Raw genomic sequence first — 17,506 nt, forward strand, 5'->3', positions numbered from 1 at the left:
TAGCATGGGGACCATGAAAAATGCCCCCCTGTCCACCCCCGCATCCACCCCTGCCAAACGCAGCAAAGACAAGGAACGCCCGCTGGTGGAAGACATCCGCTTTCTGGGCCGGATTCTGGGAGATGTGATCCGGGAACAGGAGGGGGTGGAAGCCTTCGAGCTGATCGAACAGATCCGCACCCTCTCCGTGGCGTTTCGCCGCGACGCCGACCAGGAGGCCGACAAGGCCCTCAAAAAGCTGCTCAAGGGCCTCTCCGGCGACCAGACAGTCAGCGTGATCCGCGCCTTCACCTATTTTTCGCACCTGGCCAACCTGGCCGAAGACCGCCACCACATCCGCCGCCGCGCAGTCCACGAGCGTGAGGGCGACACCCAGGAAGGCAGCGTCGAGGTGGCCATGGCGCGCCTGCGCTGGGCCGGTATTTCCACCAAAACCATCTCCAACACCCTCGCCAAGAGTTATGTGTCGCCCGTGCTCACGGCCCACCCGACCGAGGTGCAACGCAAGAGCATTCTGGATGCCGAACGCGACATCGCCCAACTGCTCACCGCGCGCGACGAGATCAAACAACTCGCCGCTGCCTTTGACAGCAAGAAAGACGCACTGAGCCCGCGCGAGCTGGCCGCCAACGAAGCACAGATGCGCGCCCGTGTGATGCAGCTCTGGCAAACCCGGCTGCTGCGCTTCTCCAAACTCACCGTGGCCGACGAGATCGAAAACGCGCTGAGTTATTACGAGTCCACCTTCCTGCGGGAAATCCCCAAGCTCTACGCCGAACTCGAAGGCCTGCTGGGCAACCAGCCCGTGCACAGCTTTTTGCGCATGGGCCAGTGGATCGGTGGTGACCGCGATGGCAACCCCAACGTCAGCGCCCAGACGCTGGAATACGCGCTGCGCCGCCAAGCGGAAGTGGCCTTGCGCCACTACCTGACCGAGGTGCACTTGCTCGGTGGTGAACTCTCCATCTCGGCCATGCTGGCCGAATGCAGCCCCGAGATGCAGGCGCTGGCCGAGCGTTCGCCCGACCAGAACGAACACCGCAAGGACGAACCCTACCGCCGCGCCTTGACCGGTGTGTACGCACGGCTGGCCGCCACCCTCAAGGACCTGACCGGTACCGAGGCCGCACGCCACGCCGTAGCGCCGCAAAACGCCTACCTGCTGGCAGAAGACTTTGTGGCCGACCTGCGTATCCTGGAATCTTCGCTGAGCGCCCACCACGGGGCTGCCCTGGTGGCGCAGCGCCTGCACCCGCTGATCCGCGCAGTGGAGGTGTTCGGCTTTCACCTGGCCACGGTCGATTTGCGCCAGAGCTCGGACAAACACGAAGAGGTGGTGGCCGAGCTGCTGGCCACCGCGCGCATCGAAGCCAACTACAGCGCCCTCGACGAACAGGCCAAACGCGTCTTGCTGCTGGGCCTGCTGCAGGACGCACGCTCGCTGCGCGTGCAGGGCGTGGAGTATTCGGCCCATGCCGTGGGTGAGCTGGCCATTTTTGAGATGGCCAAACGCATGCGCAAAAACTTTGGCGTGCAGGCCATCCGCCACTACATCATCAGCCACACCGAAACCGTCAGCGACTTGCTGGAAGTGCTGCTGTTGCAACGGGAAGTGGGACTCCTGCGCGGCACGCTGGACACCCAGGCGGTGGCCGACCTGATCGTGGTGCCGCTGTTCGAAACCATTGAAGACCTGCGCAATGCCGCGCCCATCATGCGGGAGTTCTACGCACTGCCTGGCGTGGCCGATCTGGTCAAACGCAGTGGCTGCGAGCAGGACATCATGCTGGGCTACTCCGACTCCAACAAGGACGGCGGCATCTTCACCAGCAACTGGGAGCTCTACCGCGCCGAAATTGCATTGGTGGAATTGTTTGACGTGCTGGCGGCCGAACACAATATCCAGCTGCGCATGTTCCATGGCCGCGGCGGCACCGTAGGCCGTGGTGGCGGCCCCAGCTACCAGGCCATCCTGGCCCAGCCCCCCGGCACCGTACGCGGCCAGATTCGCCTGACCGAACAAGGCGAGGTGATCGGCTCCAAATACGCCAACCCCGAAATCGGCCGGCGCAACCTGGAGACCCTGGTGGCCGCCACGCTGGAAGCCACGCTCTTGCAACCGACCAAATCGGCCACCAAGGCCTTCCTCGAAGCGGCAGCCGAGTTGTCGCAGGCCAGCATGGCGGCCTACCGCGCACTGGTCTACGAGACCCCGGGCTTCACCGAATATTTCTTCAGCTCTACACCGATCCGTGAGATTGCCGAACTCAACATCGGCTCACGCCCCGCATCGCGCAAGGCCTCGCAGCGTATTGAAGATTTGCGCGCGATTCCCTGGGGCTTTAGCTGGGGCCAATGCCGCCTGACCCTGCCGGGCTGGTTTGGCTTTGGCTCGGCAGTGCAGAAGTTCATCCAACAGGGCACGGCTGCGCAGCAGAAAGAGCGCCTGGCCTTGCTGCAGAAGATGTACAAGCAGTGGCCGTTCTTCCGCACCCTGCTGTCCAACATGGACATGGTGATGGCGAAGAGCGATCTGGCGCTGGCTTCGCGTTACTCCGAACTGGTGGCCGATGCGCGCCTGCGCAAGAAGATTTTCACGGCCATAGAAGCCGAGTGGCAGGCCACCGCCCAGGCGCTGGGCAGCATCACCGGCGAGAAACAACGCCTGGCCAACAACGCAGCCCTGCAACGCTCCATCCGCCACCGCTTTCCGTACATCGACCCTCTGCACCATTTGCAGGTGGAACTGGTACGCCGCTACCGCGAAGGCAAGGCCGACGAACGCGTGCAGCGCGGGATTCACATCTCGATCAACGGCATCGCCGCTGGGCTGCGGAATACCGGTTAAGACACTACTTCCAGCGTGCCTCGATACGTGCGTACTCTCCTGTGCGGCGCACCTTCTCCAGCCCGGCATCAAAACGCGCGATCAGCGTATCGATGCCCGGCTTGCTGGGCGCAAACGAGATATAGAGATTTGGCTCGACCAGCACGCCGCGCTGCTTGAAGCCCGGGGCCAGCTCGGGGTGGTTTCTGGCAATCTGCTGGGCCACCCGGTCAAACACCAGCACGTAGTCCACACGGCCCGCCACCAGCTTGCGCACGGAATACAGGTCAGAGGGCGCCACATCCCGCAGCATGCGGGTGTCGTTGTCAAAGGCTTCGCCGTAGTCATACCCGTTGGTCACGCCAATGCGCGACCCTACGAGGTCCGCAAGTTCCACCCGAGTCTCTGGCTGCGACGCGCGCCCGTAAATGGCAATCCGCGCCTTAAACAGCGGCTTCTTGTGCCAACGGTAGCGGTCTTCGGTACGGGCGTCCCGCAAGGTATTGAAACAACCCGCCAGCACGCCGTTGTCCACCAGCTTCATGCAGCGCGCATATGGCAGTGGCACCAACTCCACGTCCACCCCCGCGGCCTTCCAGGCCGCACGGGCCAAGTCCACCGCAAAACCTGCGGGCTTGCCGTCTTCCACATAGGAGTAGGGGCGCCAGTCATCTTCCGCCCCAATGCGAATGGGCTCTGCCGCTAATGCCTGGGAAACGACCAGACAAAGCAGGACAGCGCAGGCGACCTGCACTCCACCCCGCAACCACCGCAGACCTGCCATGCCCATCAACGCGCCACCAATTCCCGCACGGCGGCCAGTTGGCGGCGTGACACGGCCAGCACCTCGGTCACGCCATCCAGCCGAACCGCCCAGCCCTCGCCCTCTTCGGCATCAAAGTGTTTCTCCAACGCCCGCACCGCGTGGCGTGCGATCAGCGCATTGCGGTGCACACGAAAAAACTGCTCGCCGTATTTGGCTTCGAGTTCGTTGAGTGAGCCATCGAGGATGTAGCTGCGCGTGGCGGTACGCACCGTGATGTATTTGAGCTCGGCCTTGAAGTACAGCACCAGATGCAGTGGCACCCGCTCGGTGCGGTTGCGCTCCTGAATCACCAACACCTCTTGTGTATCGTTTTGGGCCGCCAGCCCTTCCTGGCTGTGCACAAAGCGCTCTACTTTTTGTAGTGCGGCTTGCAACCGCTCCAGCCGCACCGGCTTGGTCAGGTAGTCCACCGCTTCCAGCTCAAACGCCTGCACCGCGTGTTCGGCATGCGCGGTGACAAACACCAGCGCAGGCGGGTGCGGCATGTCGCGCAGCGATTGGGCCAGCGCTAGGCCGTCGGCGCCAGGCATGTGGATATCGAGCAGCACCACATCAAAATGTTGCCCTTGCAGCTGTTGCATGGCCTGCACCGCGTTGCCGGCTTCGGCCTGCACCACGGCCTTGGGCGCGCTGCAATCGCCAAGGAGTGTGCGCATGCGCGAACGCGCCAGCGCCTCGTCGTCCACCACCAGGACACGCAACAGGTTGCCCGACGCTGCGCCGCTCACAGTGGCACCTCCATGCGCACCTGGTAGACCCCGTTCTTGAGCGCGCTGCGGAACTGGCCTTGCACGTCATGCAGCAAGTTCAGGCGTTCGCGCACATTGCGCAGTGCCACGCCGTGGCCTTGCGCACCCTGCCCGGCTGGCACCGTATTGGTCACCTTGATGACCACGACCGAACCGCGGCGTTCGCTGGAAATTTTGATGTCGGCACCCGCAGCACACGGCTCCACGCCATGCAGTACGGCGTTTTCCACCAGCGGCTGCAGCAACAGGGGCGGCAGGCGGGCCTTGTCGGCCGCCGGGTCCAGCGCCCACTGCACACGGAGGCGCTCGCCAAAACGCACTTGCTCAATGGCCAGGTAACGCCGCGCCAGCGCAATTTCGTCGGCCAGCGTGACGGATTCGCCGTGGTCTATCAGCGCGTGGCGAAACAGGTCGCTCAGGTCCTCCAGCAGCGCCTCCGCCTTGGCCGGCTCGGCGCGCACCAGCGCAATCGCGCTATTGAGGGTGTTGAACAAAAAATGCGGGCGTATGCGCGACTGCAGCTCCGCCAGCCGCGCCGTGGTGTCTGCCGGCGTGCGGCCCTTGGCCCGCATCACCAGGCCCGCCACCAGCACGGCCGAGATCAAGACACCACTGAAGGCGCTGGCCACCCAGGGGCCGGGCTCCAGCAGCCCAGCAATATGCAGCACACCACAACCGTACAGACCGGCCACCGCGCCCAGAGCCACGGCCACGGTGTACTGCACCAGCGGCTGCACACGCGCCAGCGGGCGCTTGGCAATGCAGGTGGTCAACAACCAGGCCAGCGTGGCCGGCAAGGCACCACCGGTAATCAGCGCCACACGCGTTACCCAGTCCAGAAAGTTGCCCGTGGCAAACATGCTGACCGCCGCCACACACACCTCGACAAACAGCACCGCGCGCAACACCACACCCATCTGGCAGGCATCAAATACCAGCGCAGGCCGCTGCGTCGGCGGCTCGGTGGCCGGGCCCAGATCCTGGAACGCCGATAATATTTGGGTGTCTTTCATGTTTGACAGATTTTGACTCTATTCCAGGCAACGCCTCCCATGTCCCAAAACCAATTCGATAAAAAGTCCGAAGCGTGGTCCGCGCTGTTCTCCGAGCCCATGAGCGACCTGGTCAAGCGCTACACCTCCAGCGTGTTCTTTGACAAACGCATGTGGCAAGCCGACATCACCGGCAGCCTGGCCCACGCCGAGATGCTGGCCGCGCAAAAGATCATCGCCGCGGATGACCTGGCCTCCATCCAGAAGGGCATGGCCCAGATCTGGGGCGAGATCGAATCTGGCGCGTTTGAGTGGAAGCTGGATCTGGAAGACGTGCACCTGAACATCGAAGCGCGCCTGACCCAACTGGTGGGCGACGCCGGCAAACGCCTGCACACCGGCCGCAGCCGCAACGACCAGGTCGCCACCGACGTGCGCCTGTGGTTGCGCAGCGAGATTGATCTGATTTCCGGCCTGCTGATCGACCTGCAAAAGTCGCTGGTCGAAGTAGCCGAGAAAAATGTGGAAGTCATCCTGCCCGGCTTCACACACCTGCAGGTGGCCCAGCCCGTGAGTTTTGCACACCACCTGCTGGCCTATGTGGAAATGTTTGCGCGTGATGCCGAACGCATGGCCGACGTGCGCCGCCGCGTGAACCAGTTGCCGCTGGGCGCCGCCGCACTGGCGGGCACCACCTACCCGCTGGACCGCGAACGTGTCGCCAAGACACTGGGTATGGATGGGGTTTGCCAAAACAGCCTGGACGCCGTGAGTGACCGGGACTTTGCGATCGAGTTCACTGCCGCTGCGTCCTTGTGCATGGTGCACATCAGCCGCATGAGCGAAGAGCTGATTTTGTGGATGAGCCAGAACTTCAGCTTCATCAAGATCGCCGACCGCTTCACCACCGGCAGCTCCATCATGCCGCAGAAGAAAAACCCCGACGTACCCGAACTCGCGCGCGGAAAGACCGGCCGCGTGGTCGGCCACCTGATGGGCCTGATCACCCTGATGAAGGGCCAGCCCCTGGCCTACAACAAGGACAACCAGGAAGACAAGGAACCGCTGTTCGACACTGTCGATACGCTCAAGGACACGCTGCGTATCTTCAGTGAAATGGTAGGCGGTCAACTGAACCCCGCCACGGGTCAAAAGGAAGGCGGCATCACCGTCAACGCCCCAGCCATGGAAGCCGCCGCACTGAAGGGTTACGCCACCGCGACGGACCTGGCCGACTACCTCGTGAAAAAGGGCCTGCCCTTCCGCGACGCCCACGAAACCGTGGCCCACGCTGTCAAGGCCGCCATCTCGCACCAGGTCGATTTGTCCGAGCTGCCCCTCCAGGTGCTGCAAGAGTTCAACCCCAGCATCGAGAAAGACGTCTATGAGTGTTTGAGCCTGCGCGGTTCGCTTAACGCACGCAACACGCTGGGCGGCACCGCACCGGCACAGGTGCGGGCGCAGATAACACGGCACCAGGCGCGTCTGGGCTAGTTTTCAAGCCAAACAGGCCTGTAGCCCTTATGGAACATGCGCAAGCAGCTATGGTTTTCATAGTAATTTGAGCCACGCACTTGCCACCATGTCCGCGATAACACGCTGCGAACTGCCCCAGGAAGCCCTGCTGCGCCGTTACCAGCGCGAGGGGGCTTATGCGGATTGTTATGCGACGGACGTGACCGGGCAGGTTTCACACGCGGCGTTTGTCGAGGCCTTCTACACCACCTGGCTGTTCAAGGTAGAGGCGCAATTGCTCGCGTGGCTGGTGGCAAAACCTTCGACCAATGCCCAGGCCCGGCAACTTGCCACCGGGGCCACCGACGCCTTTGCGGCGTGGACCGTGGAGGCACGTGCAGTGGACCAATTGCTCCTGTGCGACTTTCAGGGGCGCACACGGTCGTGGTTGATGGTGGCTGCCCATCCGGACGCTGCAACCGCGGGGACACGTTTGTACTTTGGCTCGGCAGTCGTTCCATCACAAAGGGCTGGCGACTCCAAACCGCGGTTGGGCCCCGTGTTTGGCCTGCTGCTGGGTTTTCACAAGCTGTATTCCCGCGCACTGCTGTCGGCCGCGAAGCGTCGTTTGGCACGCCTGGGCTAGTTTTACAAGCCAAAAAGGCCTGCAGCCCTCATGGAATGTGCGCAAGCAGCTACTCTTTTGATAGTGAAAATGCTGCCCTGACGGATGCAGGCGACTTACTTACGCCCCAATTCCGCAGGGTTGAGCCAGAAGGCCGGGTTGTCCAGCGGCTCGTCCGGGCCGAGTTGGGAGTTGTCGATTTTCAGCAAGCGTCGGCGTGACAGGTCCAACTGCTTGAGCACCAGGCCGTACTCCTGCAAAAACAGGCGCTTGAGCGTTCCATCGGCCACCATCGCGGTGAGCCCCGCTTCGACCCGCCGGGCCCGCAGCTTGCCGTCCGGGGTGTTGGGAAACCAGTAATAGCCCGGCATCGGGTAGTACAGCAACAGCCCTTTTTCAATCGCCAGATCGACCAGGCTGGCCTGCCGCGCCTCCAGCTCGCGGCCCGCCTCGTACACCCCGCGGCTGAACGCGTCAAAGCGCTTCTCCTGCAGCATCTGGAACAGGCCCTCGAAATCACTGCCGCGCACCACCTGCAGACCGGCGTCTTCCAGTATCTTGCCGTCGACCCAGGTGGTGCCCTGGCCGATACGGATGGCCTGCAGGTCGGCCACCGTGCGGATGGCATCAAAACGCGGCTGGTCTTCCGCCCGTATCAGGAAAACGCGAAAACCCAGGACGCCAAAGTCCTTGGGGATGCGCACGGCCACCAGGCGTTTGTCCAGGTCCTTGCGTGCGGGCAAAGACACGGTGTTGACCAGGCCGCCGCCCTTCTCCATTTCCACCACCTGGCGCGTTTCGTTCATCTCGTTGATGGCCATGTGCAGCTCAAACGGGCCAAACTCCCGCGTGGTGCGTTCCAGCGCCATTCTCAAGACCGTGCGGGTGTACTGTTTGGCCACCGTGCTCTTCATCTCGGACGGTGGCAATTTGTAAATAAAAACCATGGGCGCTGCAGCCATGGCGCAGCCCGTTGCCCACAACAACAGGAGCAACAAACCTACACAGCAACAACGACGCAGCGGCATATCCGCATGCTACGGTCTATACCGCATGGCGCCTATGAGGTGGAACACCAATACACAAGGCCCCACGGATCACGCGGTGGCCCTTGATGCAATGGCGGGCTTGGTCCATACTGGGTCGCACACCCCTCCCGCAATCCCCGTTTCCAAGGACGCTATGGACCTGCTTAAACACGACATCCTTCACGAATTCCCCCAACTCAAAGACAAGATCCAAGCGCTGCGGTCCGGCAACGCGCATTTCTCCAAGTTGTTTGACCAGTACGACGCACTGAACCGCAACATCGCCAAGTTTGAAGGCGGTGTAGGCGCCATCAGTGACGAGGCGATGGAAATCGAGAAGAAGAAACGGTTGAAGCTGAAAGACGAAATTACCCAGATGCTGAGCCAGCCCTGAAGGGGCCTCTCACTCTTGCAGGCAAGAAAAACGGGGGCCAGGCCCCCGTGGATTGAACACTTGTAACGGTCTTACTGCGCGTTTGGCTACATCGCCTTCCAGAAGATGTAGTCGGCTTGGTACTGCACGATCTGCTTGGCACCGTCATTGCCCTGTGCGCACATGGCTTTGGGGGCCGTGCCACCCATGGTGGCCACGCGCTGGATGTACGTCACGCCCTGCATGGCGCCCATGCCCATGGCGGGGTTGGCTTTCACCAGTTGTAGCGGAATGTTGGCATCGCCATTGGGGGCCACGGCCACTTGGGTCGCAGTAACCTTGGAACCATCGGTGCTCTCCCAGGTGGCGGGCGGGCCATAGTAACGACCCACGACCTTGCCGCTGCGGTCCTTCAGGCCTGCGTCAGGCCCCACAAACACCCATTCAAACTGTCCGGCCATGTCTTTCTTGGCACGGCACTGGTAGGTGATGTCGCCTGCGGCGGCAGTCTCCATCGCCACGGTGTGGCCTGCGGGCACCTTCACGGTGGTGGGCAGCATGTCCTGGCTGAAGGGTGCACGCATGGGCTGGTTGGCACAAGCGGCCAGACCGGCAACCAGCAACAGAGACAAAGCGGTACGAGTTTTCATGGTTTTACTTTCGAGGAAGTGGAAGAAATGGGGGAGCAGGATTTGCAGTCGACACAGAGGCCAGGTAGGCCACCACGTCGTCACGGTCTTGGGCGATGTCCAGGCGGTAGTTCATGTCTTGCCCGGGCACCACGGTTTCAGGGTTGGTGAGCCAGGCCTTGAGCTGGGGCACATCCCACACATGGGTAGCCGCGGCCATGGCCTCGGAATAGAAATAGTCTTTGGCTTTGCCGGCCGTGCGGCCCACCACGCCGCGCAGGGCGGGCCCCACGCGGTTGGCGTCCAGGCTGTGGCAGGCCACGCAGCGGCTCTCGAACAGCGCCTGCCCGCGCGCCACCGACTGGGCCTGGGCACCCGCAGAGAGGCCCAGCACACCCAAGAGCAACACGCAGAACAAACGCATACCGATCACGCGCCGAAGGACAAGGCGCCAGCGGGCAGCGGACGGCCCAGCGCGTTTTGCAGCAGCGTGTAGTGCATGGTCTCGTCCGCAGCCAAGCGGCCGGCCACCTTGGCCAGGTCCTTGTTGCCAAACGCGGGGATCACCCCCAGGTAGGCGTTGATGGCGCCCAGCTCCAGGCGCGCGGCCAGGTCCAGCACATCGCCCTGATTGCGCAGGGTGTCGGCCTTCAGCGCCTTGGCATAGTCGTCCAGCTTCTTTTCCATCACCGGTGTGCCGCCCAGCTTCTGGATGGTGGCGATCAGCGCGTCGCGGTGGGCCTTGTGGTCGGCTTGAAAACGCACGGCCACATCCAGCACCGGCTTTTGCAACAGACCGCTGCCAGCGCCCAGTTGGTAGGCATTGATGGCTTCGTGCTCCAGGCCCAGCGCCACGTTGAGGATGCCCACGTCCTTGGACGTGTCACCGCCCATGCCTTGCGCCATGGCATCCTGGCCCGCCAGCAGGGCGACCGCCACGGCAGACAATGTGCCGGTGCGGCCCATGAAGGCGCGGCGCGAAGGTGCGGCAGCACCGGAAGTGAGGGTGTGAATCAGAGAGGTCATGGTCAGGTCCTTTGAAAAGGTAAGAGACGAAACAGGCGGAACGAAAAATGCCGTCCCACGCTGCCAATACGCGGCCCACCCCCACACTGGATTCAGATTGCCCCCGCACAACGCTCGGGCATTGCGTGGGTGAATCCAATGCCCCCTGCGCTGCGTACCCCCTACAAGCCCGATTGGCTTGCAAACCCGGTGATTCAGCATGTTTTTACCCTCCAGCCCTCATACCACCAGCGCAAGCAGCTCCTCTTTTCATAGCAAGATACGCAGCTTCGTACGCAAGCCACAGCGCGCAGTGGAGCTGCCGCGCTTCACTGACAATGGGGGCATGACGCCTGACAACCACGACGCCCTGCTCATCGTCCTGCTGGACCGCATTGCCCACCAGGACGAGGCCGCCCTCAAAGCCCTGTACGACCAGTGCGCCAGCAAACTCTATGGCCTGGCCCTGCGCGTCGTGCCCCAGCGCGAGCTGGCCGAAGACGTGTTGCAAGAAGCCTTCTTGACCGTGTGGCGCTCTGCCGCCGACTACCGCGCATCGCTCAGCCCCCCCATGGCCTGGCTGGGCCTGATCGTGCGCAGCCGCGGCCTGGACATGCTGCGCCGCCGCGCCGCTGAACGCAGCCACCTGACCGACGAGCTGGACGAAACCCTGGCAGACACCCTGCCCGGCGACAGCCCCACCCCCATGGACACCGCGCAGGCCAGCGAACAGGCCTGGGCCCTGCACCAGTGCCTGGGCCGGTTGGAGAACAAACAACGCGAGGTGGTGAGCCTGGCCTATGTGCGCGACCTGAGCCACAGCGAGCTCGCCCAACAACTGAGCCTGCCACTGGGCACCGTGAAAACCTGGATCCGCCGTGGGCTGGACCAGCTGCGCCTGTGCATGGCGCGTTTTGCGTAAGAGCCCCACCATGAACCTCATCCAACACCCCGAACTGCTGGACCGCCTGGCCAGCAGCTACGCCTTGGGCACCCTGCGCGGTGGCGCCCGTCGCCGCTTTGAAGCCCTGGCCCGCGAACAAGCCCCCGTGCGCGCCGCCGCTCTCATCTGGCAAAGCCGCCTGTCCAGCCTGAACGAACTGCAACCCCAGGCCCAGCCCAGCAGCGCCGTGTGGACGCGCATCGACAACCTGGTGCAAGGCGAGAAGCAAAGCGCAGCGCAGCAAGCCGTGCGCGCACAAACCGCCTTGGCTGCTGCAGAGCCTGCAGGCCTGGGTGGCTGGCTTCGCAGCCTGACCGTGTGGCGCACCGCCACCGCAGCCGGCGCCTTTGCCACCATCGCCGCCGTGTCGGTCGGCATTGGTATGCGCCAGGAGCTGGGCACCGAGATCGCCCGCCTGCAGACCCAACTGCAAAGTGCGCCGCAAATTGAATACGTGGCCGTGCTGGCCGACGACAAAGCCGCCGCATCCATGCTGGTCACCTTCGACCCCAAGGCCAAAAAGCTCACCCTGCAACGTGTGGGCGCCTACCAGGAGGCCGGCGACCGGTCCCTGCAACTCTGGGCCCTGCCGCCCGGCGGCGGCCCCAAGTCACTGGGTGTGTTGGGCAGCGACAAGCTGTTGCGCCTGACTGCGGGTGAAAGTGATGTACGCGAAGTGCCCACCCTCGCCATCAGCCTGGAACCCAAGGGCGGCGTGCCCAGCGAGACGGGGCCTACGGGGCCGGTGCTGTTCAAGGGGGCGTTGATCCAGAAGATGTTGTGAGGGGATGGCCAGGGGCCATACCCCATTGAATTTATAAGAATTAGGGCTGTAGCCCTCGTGGATATTGCGCAAGCAGCTACTGAATTAATAGCAAATTACCAAACAGTATGAAACGCCTACTCTGGATGGACTGCATCGCCGGCGCCCTTGCCGGTGTTGCCATGCTTTTGCTGGTTGACTGGCTGGCAGCGCTGTACGGTATGCCCAAAGACCTTTTGGTATTCATCGGGATGGCCAACGTGCTCTACGCGACCTACTCGTTTTCACTCGCCATCCGCCGCTCGCGCACCCTACTCCTGCTCAATGCATTGATCGTCGCCAACAGTCTTTGGGCGCTAGTGTGCGTGGGGCTTGCAGTGCGCTGGGCAGGCACGGCGAGCCTCTTTGGCATGGCGCATCTGATAGCCGAGGCGCTGTTCGTGGGCGCTCTGGCACGCCTGGAGTGGAAGTGGCGCCAGATCCTATTGGCGCCAAGCCGATAAACGCCACGCAAGATCAGCAGCTGCAGTAGCAGCCTGCCCAGCCTCAGTGGCTGGCCAGTACCTGCTCCAGTTGGGCAAATGTCTGTGCCCTGTCGATCCGCGGCAAGGCTTGGCCGAGTTGGCGTTCCACCTGCGCCTGTGACACCAGGCCCCGAATGCAGGGGCTGCCGTCTTCGGGCGATGTATCTACCACCAGCAAGTGCGGCTGCGCATGTTGCACCAGTGTCTCCACCACCTGCGCAACCGTCGCACGGCGCAGGGCCGCAAAGGGCACCGTGTCAATCTCGGTCAACGGGGTCATCACATCCCCTGCGGTCAGTTCATGGTGTTTGATTTTTCGCTGCTGCACCACGCGTGTGGGGCGCTCACCCGAGATGTCCGCAAAAGTCAAAATGCCATCCACCGAGGGCATATCCGACACGACGAAGAGCAGGCGCACGCCCAGGTAAATCATCTTTAACTCCGCCTGGTCCAGCGTGGTGTGCGCCTGCACCGTGGCGGCCCGCACTTGGGACAAATCGGTAAACACGGAGAGTGCGGGCGAGGCCAAGGTCACCGGGCCATGCTGGTTCAATTGCAGTTGAACAATGGGGGTTGCCTTGTGGAGGCGGGAGGTGGAGAGCGATGCAGAGGACATGAGCGTCTTTCGTAAATTCACCCTGAGCGTCCGGGGAGCGCGGGGCCCGGCGGGTGCTAGTCGCCAGTGGGCATGCGGAGGCGACTGGTTCTTTTATACGCCTGCACAGCCACTTGATCCAGCCCATTTACGCAGGTTTGCGCATGATTTACCGCACATTTGCAAACCCGTACTGCCAGCCCATCAACTGCGCCGCCGCGGCGCCACGTCCAGCTGAAACGTCACCTTCCCCGGTGTCGCGAGCACATTCACCGGCAGCGGCGCCTTTTCCACCAACTGCGCCGCGTGCCAGACCTTGATGCTGGCGCTGCCTTCGGGCACGTCGTCCAGTACAGCGATGCCCTCGCTGTTGGTTTTCACCGTCCAGGGCGAATCCGCCACATAGACGGTGCCACCCATGCGGCTGTGGATGTAGCAACCCAGCAGGGCTGCGCCCACGGCGCCGGGTTTGTCCATGCTGAAGACTGCGGCGCTGGCGGGCTTGCCTTCTGCCTTGCCCTCCAGCAGGGCGGACTGCCCATCCGCATTGCCCACCGCGGCCCCCACATGGCCTAAACGCACATGGTGGTTCCAGGGGTCGCTGTTGACAAAGCGCACGCGGGCGCCCACGGCCACCACGGTGACAGCGGGCACAAATTGCTGCTTCTCCTGGTTCACCACGGCACTGTTGGGCAAGGGTGTTCTGGGTTGGCCCTTGCCGCTGGGGGTGACGATCACCACCGCATCGGGCGTGGGCTTGCCATCGCGGTCCAGCACCAGCACTTCCAGCGTGCCGGCTGCGGCGGCCCCGCTGGCGGCCAGGGCCCAAGCCGCGCAGGCGGCGGTCATGCAAAAAGTCAAACGCATGGTGCCGGGCTCAATGGGCGGTGATGACATCACGGTGCATGGGCGCCAGGCGCGCCAGCAGCTGGTTTTGCGTGGCAAACGGAATGTTGCGCGCATCCATGGCCACCTGCAGCACTTCCACCAGCGCGTTGAACTGCGCCTTGTTGATGTCCATGCCCTTGTGGGCGGCCTTCATGTCAGCGCCCTCGTATTTACAGGGGCCGCCGCTCACCACGCAAAACTGGTCCACCAGTTGCTCTTGCAGGTACGACGATTTGGTGTCCTTGAACTGCACACCAATACGCGGGTCGGCTTTCAGGCCGGCCACAAACACTTCCATCAATGCCTGCAGGCCGGGCTTGGCGCCCAGGGCTTGGTAGAGCGCGTCGTTGGGCATGGGCGCGGTGCTTTGCGCCATGGCGGGTGCGGTGGTCAGGCCCAGGGTGGCCAGGGCGAGTGCGATGAGGAGGTGTTTCATGTCAGTTCCTTGCTGTGCTTCAAATCAAAACGCCACTTGGGCCGAGAGGTAGTAGCCGGACTGGCTGCGGTTGGCTGTCACGCCGGGCAACACGCGGCCCAGGTCCAGATAAGCCAGGGTGATGGAGCCATGTTTGTTGGGCGCCCAAGCCACAAAGAGGTCTTTCCAGGCGTCTTCCTGCAGCCCTTCGCCCAGGCCAGCGGACTGGCCCAGCGCGCGCAGGTTGTTGGGCTTGGCCCGGTACTCGGCGCCAATGGCCAGGTTTTTGTTCAGTAGATAAGCCACCGACACTTCGGGCACCCAACTGCCCTCGTTGGTGCCCGGTGCCTTGCTGCCAAAGCCGACCAGGCCGTTCTGGTTGGCATTGGTGTAGCGCAGCGTGCCGTTGAGCAGCAGGCTTTGGCCCAAAAACAGCTTGGTGGCGCTCACATACAAGTCGGTACCACTGGTCTTGGCACCCAAAAAGTCCAGCACTGGCTTGATGGAGCCCGCGTCCACCGACTTTTGCTCCACGCCCACGGCGATCTGGGGCATCCAGTTGTCGCTGTCCAGCACGGCGTCGCCAGCCACTTTCACTTTCACGCCCAACACGTCCATCGTCACGCGTTGGCCGTTTTGCACCGCAAAGCCCAGTCCGTTGAGAGCGGTGACGGGCGAGGCGTCAAAGTCTTGCCGCGCCAGCGAGATTTCCAGCCGGTCATTGAAGGCAAAGGCCACGCCCAGGGTATTGAGGCTGTAGTCCTGCGTACTGGCGCGGCTTACGTGGGCAGACACGCCCATTTCACCCTCGGTGGCGTTGGTGCCAATCACGGCCCAGGGCGTCAGCCCCCCGCCGGCGGCACCGTCAATGGAGCTGACGCCCCCGGTGAGAAGGAGTTTGCCGGTGTCGGCATGCACAAAGCCGGTGCACAGGCCGGCAGCACTGACGAGCAGCGCGGTGCGAAGGTGGTTCATGGGGCGTCCAATCGATCAGGGTTTGAAAGTGGGCACGCAAACAAGTCCGTTGCGGCTTGTTACTGGTACGCAGCCCAAGACCGATTGGATTCAACGGGTTTCAATTTATTTTGGCGACGCTCCGTGCGGCTGGCCGGAAGCCCCCACGGAATGCCAAAAATCGCCCCCACCGGCAGCTTGGCCGTTTTTGGAGGGCTGCCATGGCCCCTCCAATCCGTTCGTCCTGAGCCTGTCGAAGGACGCAGCCCGAACGGAGGTACTGGGTCAGCGTTGGGCTAGCCGTTGAGTTTGAAGACAGCCACGGCCTGCACCAGTTGCTCGGCCTGCATCTTCAGGCTGTCGGCAGCGGCGGCAGACTCTTCCACCAGTGCGGCGTTTTGCTGGGTGGCCTGGTCCATCTGGGTGATGGCTTCGCCGACCTGTTCCACACCGGTGCTTTGTTCGTTGCTGGCCGCGCTGATCTCACCCATGATGTCGGTCACGCGTTTGATCGAGGCCACCACTTCCTGCATGGTGGTGCCGGCCTGGTCGACCAGCGCCGTGCCCTGGCCCACGCGCTCCACACTGTCGTTGATCAGGGATTTGATTTCCTTGGCGGCTTCCGCCGAGCGGCCCGCCAGTGAACGCACCTCGCTGGCCACCACGGCAAAACCACGGCCCTGCTCGCCCGCGCGGGCGGCTTCCACCGCCGCATTCAGCGCCAGGATATTGGTCTGGAACGCAATGCCGTCGATCACGCTGATGATGTCGGCAATCTTGCGCGAGCTGTCGTTGATGCCCTTCATGGTTTCCACCACACGGCCCACCACTTCACCGCCCTGAATCGCCACGGTGGATGCCCCCATGGCCAACTGGTTGGCCTCACGTGCGTTGTCGGCGTTTTGTTTGACGGTGGAACTCAGCTCTTCCATGGAAGCCGCTGTTTCTTCGAGTGCGCTGGCCTGTTGTTCGGTACGCGCGGACAGGTCGTTGTTGCCATGCGCGATTTCGGCACTCGCCGTGGCCACGCTTTCGGAGCCCTGGCGCACGGTGGACACCACACCCGACAGGCTACCCTGCATTTCCTTGAGGGCGCCCAACAGGTCGGCCGCTTCGTCGCTACCCTCGGTGCTGAAGGACTCCGTCAGATCACCCTGCGCAATCAGGCGCGCACTGTTGGCCGCCTGCTGGATCGGCAGCACGATGGAGCGCGACAACACCACGGCAAAAATGACGCCCAAAATCAGCGCCGCAATGCCGCCAAAGATCAGGATCGTCTGGCCCTGCTTGGCGTTTTGCTCCGCCTTCTGCAAGGTCGCATCCACGGCGGCCTGCTGCCATTGCTCCAACTTGGAAATCGTATCGCTGTAGGTGATGGCCAGAGGCTTCAGGTCCTTGTCCAACGCGGCGGCCATATCTTCACCCGCCAACCTGCGCTTCAGTACCGCAGCACGTGGCGTGCGGTAGGCCTCACGCGCCGCGTCGATGGCGGCGATATGCGCCTTGCCTTCGTCCGACTGCAGCAATTCGATCAGGCGTTTGCGCGATGCGGTGGAGATTTCCGAGGTCTTGTCCATGTCGGCCTGCCAGGCCGGTATGCGGCTGACATCCGAGTCCAGAATCGCGGCACGGGTACGCACCCAGTTCAGGTCAATGGTCTGGCGCCAGCGCACGGCCAAGGTCAGTTTTTCACTCTCCACCGTGCCCAATGCATCTGTGGCCGCAGCCAGACTCTGCAAGCGCCACACACCTACTGCGGCACACGTGGCCAACACCAACAAAATCACCCCAAATGCCAGCGCCAGGCGTTTTCCAATGCGCAAATTGCGAACTCCGGACATGTATGTCTCCTCTTTCTAATAGTTGCACACATTCTGTCATCAAAATATGGCAAAGACCACGCACTCCGTTGGCG

Annotated in this window: 19 protein-coding genes; 7 read left to right on the forward strand and 12 right to left on the reverse strand. The window is 62.9% G+C overall.

Annotated elements, in window-relative coordinates:
- Positions 1–13: 13 nt before the first annotated feature.
- Positions 14–2,848, forward strand: coding sequence for a phosphoenolpyruvate carboxylase (gene ppc / locus RS694_RS14700; protein ID WP_029709126.1), 2,835 nt, complete (start codon positions 14–16; stop codon positions 2,846–2,848).
- Positions 2,849–2,852: 4 nt separating this feature from the next.
- On the opposite strand, the gene RS694_RS14705 is transcribed toward ppc, so the two are convergent.
- Genes RS694_RS14705 through RS694_RS14715 form a run of 3 tightly spaced genes read right to left on the reverse strand, consistent with a single transcriptional unit; the run spans position 2,853 to position 5,415 of the window.
- Positions 2,853–3,611 carry a substrate-binding periplasmic protein gene (locus RS694_RS14705; RefSeq protein ID WP_161631575.1) on the reverse strand — a complete coding sequence of 253 codons (759 nt, stop codon included), beginning with the start codon at positions 3,609–3,611 and terminating at the stop codon, positions 2,853–2,855.
- Positions 3,612–3,616: 5 nt separating this feature from the next.
- Complete coding sequence (locus RS694_RS14710; protein WP_029709128.1) at positions 3,617–4,354, reverse strand: LytR/AlgR family response regulator transcription factor; 738 nt, start codon at positions 4,352–4,354, stop codon at positions 3,617–3,619.
- 23 nt (positions 4,355–4,377) lie between these two features.
- Positions 4,378–5,415, reverse strand: coding sequence for a sensor histidine kinase (locus RS694_RS14715; RefSeq protein WP_029709129.1), 1,038 nt, complete (start codon positions 5,413–5,415; stop codon positions 4,378–4,380).
- Positions 5,416–5,454: 39 nt separating this feature from the next.
- On the opposite strand from RS694_RS14715, the gene argH reads away from it, so the two are divergent.
- Positions 5,455–6,888 (forward strand): argininosuccinate lyase, encoded by a 1,434-nt coding sequence (argH, locus tag RS694_RS14720; RefSeq protein ID WP_029709131.1) that lies wholly within the window; start codon positions 5,455–5,457, stop codon positions 6,886–6,888.
- Between the two features lie 88 nt (positions 6,889–6,976).
- A complete protein-coding gene (locus tag RS694_RS14725) occupies positions 6,977–7,495 on the forward strand; it encodes a hypothetical protein (RefSeq protein ID WP_029709132.1) in 519 nt (172 codons plus the stop codon).
- A gap of 95 nt (positions 7,496–7,590) precedes the next feature.
- On the opposite strand, the gene RS694_RS14730 is transcribed toward RS694_RS14725, so the two are convergent.
- Entirely contained in the window at positions 7,591–8,436 is an 846-nt protein-coding gene (locus RS694_RS14730) for a type 2 periplasmic-binding domain-containing protein (protein WP_083664566.1), read from the reverse strand.
- Positions 8,437–8,656: 220 nt separating this feature from the next.
- Between RS694_RS14730 and RS694_RS14735 the strand changes: the two genes are divergently transcribed.
- On the forward strand, positions 8,657–8,896 hold the full coding sequence (locus RS694_RS14735) for an HP1242/YdcH family protein (protein WP_029709134.1): 240 nt from the start codon (positions 8,657–8,659) through the stop codon (positions 8,894–8,896).
- Positions 8,897–8,982: 86 nt separating this feature from the next.
- On the opposite strand, the gene RS694_RS14740 is transcribed toward RS694_RS14735, so the two are convergent.
- From RS694_RS14740 to RS694_RS14750, 3 genes are read right to left on the reverse strand one after another with little or no spacing between them, the layout of a single operon-like run.
- A complete protein-coding gene (locus RS694_RS14740) occupies positions 8,983–9,525 on the reverse strand; it encodes a DUF3455 domain-containing protein (RefSeq protein ID WP_029709135.1) in 543 nt (180 codons plus the stop codon).
- Between the two features lie 4 nt (positions 9,526–9,529).
- Positions 9,530–9,928 carry a c-type cytochrome gene (locus RS694_RS14745; protein ID WP_051392058.1) on the reverse strand — a complete coding sequence of 133 codons (399 nt, stop codon included), beginning with the start codon at positions 9,926–9,928 and terminating at the stop codon, positions 9,530–9,532.
- A gap of 5 nt (positions 9,929–9,933) precedes the next feature.
- Complete coding sequence (locus RS694_RS14750; RefSeq protein WP_029709137.1) at positions 9,934–10,530, reverse strand: ferritin-like domain-containing protein; 597 nt, start codon at positions 10,528–10,530, stop codon at positions 9,934–9,936.
- A gap of 325 nt (positions 10,531–10,855) precedes the next feature.
- Between RS694_RS14750 and RS694_RS14755 the strand changes: the two genes are divergently transcribed.
- The 3 genes from RS694_RS14755 to RS694_RS14765 all read left to right on the forward strand — a co-directional run bounded on the left by RS694_RS14755 (position 10,856) and on the right by RS694_RS14765 (position 12,718).
- The gene (locus RS694_RS14755; protein ID WP_029709138.1) at positions 10,856–11,431 is read left to right on the forward strand and encodes a sigma-70 family RNA polymerase sigma factor; all 576 of its coding nucleotides are present in this window, start codon (positions 10,856–10,858) and stop codon (positions 11,429–11,431) included.
- Positions 11,432–11,441: 10 nt separating this feature from the next.
- Positions 11,442–12,236 carry an anti-sigma factor gene (locus RS694_RS14760; RefSeq protein WP_029709139.1) on the forward strand — a complete coding sequence of 265 codons (795 nt, stop codon included), beginning with the start codon at positions 11,442–11,444 and terminating at the stop codon, positions 12,234–12,236.
- Between the two features lie 107 nt (positions 12,237–12,343).
- On the forward strand, positions 12,344–12,718 hold the full coding sequence (locus RS694_RS14765) for a hypothetical protein (protein WP_029709140.1): 375 nt from the start codon (positions 12,344–12,346) through the stop codon (positions 12,716–12,718).
- A gap of 43 nt (positions 12,719–12,761) precedes the next feature.
- Here the strand turns inward: RS694_RS14765 and RS694_RS14770 are convergent, their stop codons facing one another.
- From RS694_RS14770 to RS694_RS14790, 5 genes are all read right to left on the reverse strand, one after another.
- On the reverse strand, positions 12,762–13,355 hold the full coding sequence (locus RS694_RS14770; protein ID WP_029709141.1) for a CBS domain-containing protein: 594 nt from the start codon (positions 13,353–13,355) through the stop codon (positions 12,762–12,764).
- A gap of 183 nt (positions 13,356–13,538) precedes the next feature.
- Positions 13,539–14,201, reverse strand: coding sequence for a cupredoxin domain-containing protein (locus RS694_RS14775; RefSeq protein WP_244898403.1), 663 nt, complete (start codon positions 14,199–14,201; stop codon positions 13,539–13,541).
- Positions 14,202–14,211: 10 nt separating this feature from the next.
- Entirely contained in the window at positions 14,212–14,658 is a 447-nt protein-coding gene (locus RS694_RS14780) for a group I truncated hemoglobin (RefSeq protein WP_076069762.1), read from the reverse strand.
- 24 nt (positions 14,659–14,682) lie between these two features.
- Entirely contained in the window at positions 14,683–15,612 is a 930-nt protein-coding gene (locus tag RS694_RS14785; RefSeq protein WP_029709144.1) for a DUF3034 family protein, read from the reverse strand.
- A 275-nt stretch (positions 15,613–15,887) separates the two neighbouring features.
- Positions 15,888–17,432, reverse strand: coding sequence for a methyl-accepting chemotaxis protein (locus RS694_RS14790; protein ID WP_029709145.1), 1,545 nt, complete (start codon positions 17,430–17,432; stop codon positions 15,888–15,890).
- Between the last annotated feature and the right edge of the window lie 74 nt (positions 17,433–17,506).

The organism is Rhodoferax saidenbachensis (assembly GCF_001955715.1).
GTDB lineage: Bacteria > Pseudomonadota > Gammaproteobacteria > Burkholderiales > Burkholderiaceae_C > Allorhodoferax > Allorhodoferax saidenbachensis.